Raw genomic sequence first — 3239 nt, forward strand, 5'->3', positions numbered from 1 at the left:
GCTGGATCAGATCGGGAGGCGACGGTTTATTGCGTTTGACTGGAAATCTGCTCTTTCAGCTTCAGCTTTTCGCGTTTGAGCTGGGTGAGACGGGTTTGATCGGGCAGAGGGCGGTGTATCTCGTCATCGATTGCCGCTTGCAGGCTGTGATGTTTTTCGATGAGAGTATCGAGATGCGCCGAATTGTTCATCGCGGGCTCCTCCTTCCGGTTCGGAGCGCGTCAGTCGATCAGGCTTGCCGTCCGGGCATCGCCGTCGCTTCGGGCGGCGCGACCATGTCGATACGCGCACTATATAAGTTAAGCACCGCATCCCCGAATTGTCAGCCCCTTTTGCAAAATTTCCTCAGATCGTGAGACCTGCGCATGGCGCGCCGCACAAAATCCAAACCAAACCGGAAAAAATCCGCTCCGGCGGCGGCAACGCCGAAGCCGGCCATGACCACAGCGCGGCGCAAGTCCGCGGCATTGCTCGCGAAAGCGGTGCCGCCGCCGGCCAAGCCGATCGTCCGCGCCCCGGCACAGCGCCGGCTGGTCGTCGGCATCACCGGCGCGTCGGGCGTGATCTACGGTATCCGGCTACTGGAATCGCTCAAAGGCAGTGGTATCGAGTCGCATCTGGTGCTGACACGCCCGGCCGAGATGACCATTGTCTATGAAACAGCATATACGCCGCAGCAGGTGAAGGCGCTGGCCGACAAGGTCTATCCGATTGCCGATATCGGCGCGGCGATTGCGTCGGGCTCGTTCCAGACGCTCGGCATGGCGGTGATGCCCTGCTCGATGAAGACGCTGGCCGAGATCGCCACCGGCGTGACCGGCAATCTGCTGTCGCGCGCCGCCGACGTGACCCTGAAGGAACGCCGTCGCCTGGTGCTGGTGCCGCGCGAGACGCCCTTGCATCTGGGCCATATCCGCAACATGGCGAGCGTGACCGAGATGGGCGCCATCGTCGCGCCGCCGATGCCGGGCTTTTACGCCCAGCCGCAGACGCTGGACGATGTGATCAACCACACGGTCGGCCGGGTGCTGGATCTCTTCGGCATCGACAGCGGCCTGGTGAAACGCTGGAACGGCAAGCCGCGCAAAGACGTTTAGACAAGATAGGGACGTTTAGGTAAAAGCCGCGTCCAGCAGCTTTGCTCCCGGCGGCAGGATAGCCGGATTCCCGGGCGCAACATGCTCCAGATAGGCGGCGAGATGCTCGACGGCGGCCAGCATCTCGGCCTCGCGCGGCACTGGCGGTTTCCGCCGGGGCGCCGGGCTGACCCGGCTGCCCCCCACCAGCCAGACCTGGGCCACCTGTTCCAGCTTCAGCTCCAGGGCTTTCGCCTCGGCATACAGCGCCACGGCCGCCGGTTCGTCGGCCTGCAGGGCTTTCAACGCCCGGCGCGCCATGCGCAGGGGCTGCAGGGCGGCGTTGACCGGGCCGACGGCGGCGATGGCGCGGTCGATCTCCCCCGCCGCCCAACCGGCATAGCCCTGGCGCGCCCGCCAGAAACCCAGCAGCAAAAGGTTCACATCGGCGCCAAAGCCGTCCTGCAGGGCCAGGCAGGCCTCGGCCACCCCCGGCCGGTCATACAACGTGAGGGAAAAAGCCCAGAAGCCGGGCTTTGCATCTGTGTCGGCGGTGTTCATCCATGCTATGGTAACGGGCTTTCCGGTTCCGGCGAAAGCCCGGCGACCGCAAGTTCGAGTGGTGCAACCTGAGTGGCGGCATGAATTTTCCGGGGCCGATCAATACCGAGGAATTGCAGCGCAAGCTGGCCGACCTGCGCGCCGAGCATCGCGACCTGGACGATGCCATCGCCGCCCTGGCCGAGCAGCCGCACCTGAACCTGATCCAGATCCAGCGCATGAAAAAGCGCAAGCTGGCCCTGAAGGACCAGATCACCAAGATCGAGAATCTGCTGATTCCCGACATCATCGCCTGACAGGCGGCAGCACTCGTCTAGCGGCCGAAACCCGAAGCCAGCGGCAGCCACAGCGCCAGCTGCGGGAAAGCCCAGACGATGAAAAGCCCGACAATCAGCAGCAGCACATAAGGCAGCGTGCCGCGCACGATCTCGCCCAGCGGCGCATTGGTTATGCCTTTGAGTACGAACAGGTTCATGCCCACCGGCGGGGTGATCAGCGCCAGTTCCAGATTGATCATCAGCATCACGCCATACCAGATCGGGTCGATCTGCAGGGCCATCATGGCCGGTAGGATGATCGGCGTGGTGATCAGGATGATGGCGATGGTCTCGAGGAACATGCCCAAAACGAAGATGGCGATCATCACCACCAGGATGAAGCCAGTCTGCGACAGCTCGAGCGCCGTCACCCCCTCCATGATCTGCGCCGGCAGCCGGATGATGGTGACGGCATGGCCGAACATGGCGGCGGCGGCGATAATCATGAACAACATGGCGCTGGTGCGCATGGTGTCCAGCGCGCAGTCGACCAGGTCGCGCCAGCCGACATTGCGATAGACCAGCACCGCCACGAGCAGCGCGTAGGCGGCACCGATGGCGGCGGCTTCCGAGGCGGTGAAAATGCCGAAATAGATGCCGCCGAGCACCAGCGGCGGCATCAGCACGGCCCAGACCGAGTTGCGCAGGGCGCGCAGCACCGCCGCCATGCCGGGCCAGCCCTGCGCCTGGGTCGCCGGATTGGCGCGGGCCTGGGCCCAGTTGAACAGGGCGAAGATCGCCGCGATCAGCAGTCCCGGCACGATGCCGGCGAGGAACAGCCCGCCAATCGAGGCATTGGTGACGATGGCATAGAGAATCATCGGCCCCGACGGCGGGATCAGGATGCCAAGCGTGCCGCCCGCGGCGATGATGCCGTAGGTGTCGCGCGGCCGATAGCCGAAGCGCTGCATCTGCGGGATCGCGGTGGCGCCGATGGTCAGCGCGGTAGCGACCGAGGAGCCGGAGATGGTGGCGAAGATGGTGCAGGACAGGATGGTGGCCAGCCCGAGGCCGCCGCGCATATGGCCGACCAGCTTGTTGGCCATGTCGTAGAGATCATCGACCACCCGGGCACGGATCATCACATGCGCCATGAAGGCGAACATCGGAATGGTGGCGAGCAGCGGGTTGTCGAGGCTGGCGAACACGGTATCGGCCATGCTCAGGACCTTGCCTTCGAACACCGCCATGATGATCAGCGAGGCGATGCCAAGCGCCGCGAAGATCGGCATGCCGGTCATCAGCAGGCCCAACAGCAGGCCGAACAGCAGCACGATGGTCATGC

5 protein-coding genes are annotated in these 3239 nt (G+C 64.4%); 2 read left to right on the forward strand and 3 right to left on the reverse strand.

Going from position 1 to position 3239, the window contains the following annotated elements; genetic code table 11:
• Window positions 1–26 precede the first annotated feature (26 nt).
• A complete protein-coding gene (locus Q1J79_RS03215; RefSeq protein WP_300296400.1) occupies window positions 27–191 on the reverse strand; it encodes a YdcH family protein in 165 nt (54 codons plus the stop codon).
• 246 nt (window positions 192–437) lie between these two features.
• Between Q1J79_RS03215 and Q1J79_RS03220 the strand changes: the two genes are divergently transcribed.
• Window positions 438–1097: a UbiX family flavin prenyltransferase gene (locus tag Q1J79_RS03220; protein WP_300296403.1), complete on the forward strand. Its 660-nt coding sequence runs from the start codon at window positions 438–440 to the stop codon at window positions 1095–1097.
• A 15-nt stretch (window positions 1098–1112) separates the two neighbouring features.
• Here the strand turns inward: Q1J79_RS03220 and Q1J79_RS03225 are convergent, their stop codons facing one another.
• Entirely contained in the window at window positions 1113–1637 is a 525-nt protein-coding gene (locus Q1J79_RS03225; protein WP_300296406.1) for a TIGR02444 family protein, read from the reverse strand.
• Window positions 1638–1717: 80 nt separating this feature from the next.
• Between Q1J79_RS03225 and Q1J79_RS03230 the strand changes: the two genes are divergently transcribed.
• The gene (locus Q1J79_RS03230; RefSeq protein WP_300296409.1) at window positions 1718–1933 is read left to right on the forward strand and encodes a DUF465 domain-containing protein; all 216 of its coding nucleotides are present in this window, start codon (window positions 1718–1720) and stop codon (window positions 1931–1933) included.
• Window positions 1934–1950: 17 nt separating this feature from the next.
• On the opposite strand, the gene Q1J79_RS03235 is transcribed toward Q1J79_RS03230, so the two are convergent.
• Window positions 1951–3239, reverse strand: a 1289-nt coding sequence (locus tag Q1J79_RS03235) for a TRAP transporter large permease (RefSeq protein WP_300296412.1), incomplete at its 5' end; no start/stop codon positions are given.

It is taken from the genome of Ferrovibrio sp. (genome assembly GCF_029255545.1).
Taxonomy (GTDB): Bacteria; Pseudomonadota; Alphaproteobacteria; order Ferrovibrionales; family Ferrovibrionaceae; genus Ferrovibrio.

Coding starts and splice junctions, on each gene's coding strand:
- Q1J79_RS03215 (WP_300296400.1), bottom strand. CDS start 191: ATGAACAATTCGGCGCATCTCGATACTCTCATCGAAAAACATCACAGC.
- Q1J79_RS03220 (WP_300296403.1), top strand. CDS start 438: ATGACCACAGCGCGGCGCAAGTCCGCGGCATTGCTCGCGAAAGCGGTG.
- Q1J79_RS03225 (WP_300296406.1), bottom strand. CDS start 1,637: ATGAACACCGCCGACACAGATGCAAAGCCCGGCTTCTGGGCTTTTTCC.
- Q1J79_RS03230 (WP_300296409.1), top strand. CDS start 1,718: ATGAATTTTCCGGGGCCGATCAATACCGAGGAATTGCAGCGCAAGCTG.